Below are 390 nucleotides of genomic sequence, written 5' to 3'. Positions count from 1 at the left end.
GGGCCGCACCGCACGGGCCGCCGCGCGGCTCGCCGAGGTGACCGGCCTGGTCGCCGGTCTCGACGACACCGCCCTCGTCGGCCGGCTCGACACCCTGTACTGGCTGGGCAGGGCCCTGGCCCGGCTGGAGCAGGACGCGCAGGCCGCCCGCCACTTCGAACGGGGCCTGGGCATCGCCGCCGCGCAGGAACTCGACTACCTGGTGCCGCAGTTCGCCACCGGTCTCGCCGAGGTCCGGCTGCGGCTCGGCCGCATCGACCTGGCGATCGAGGCGGGCCACCGGGCGCTGCGCGCCGCCGACCGGATCGGAAGCGACTGCCTGGCCGCGGAGGCCGGTGCGGGGTTCGCCCGCGCGGCGTGGATCAGCGGCGACCGCACGACCGCCGTGCA

Annotated in this window: 1 protein-coding gene; it reads left to right on the top strand. The window is 77.7% G+C overall.

Annotated elements, in window-relative coordinates:
- Nucleotides 1-390 (top strand): hypothetical protein (locus G3I40_RS20325; RefSeq protein WP_203644457.1); only part of this gene is annotated, 390 nt, incomplete at both ends.

Source organism: Streptomyces sp. SID14478 (genome assembly GCF_010548525.1).
Lineage (GTDB): Bacteria > Actinomycetota > Actinomycetes > Streptomycetales > Streptomycetaceae > Streptomyces.
The sequence above is the reverse complement of the archived record's forward strand: the minus strand, read 5'-3'. Positions and strand labels throughout refer to the sequence as shown.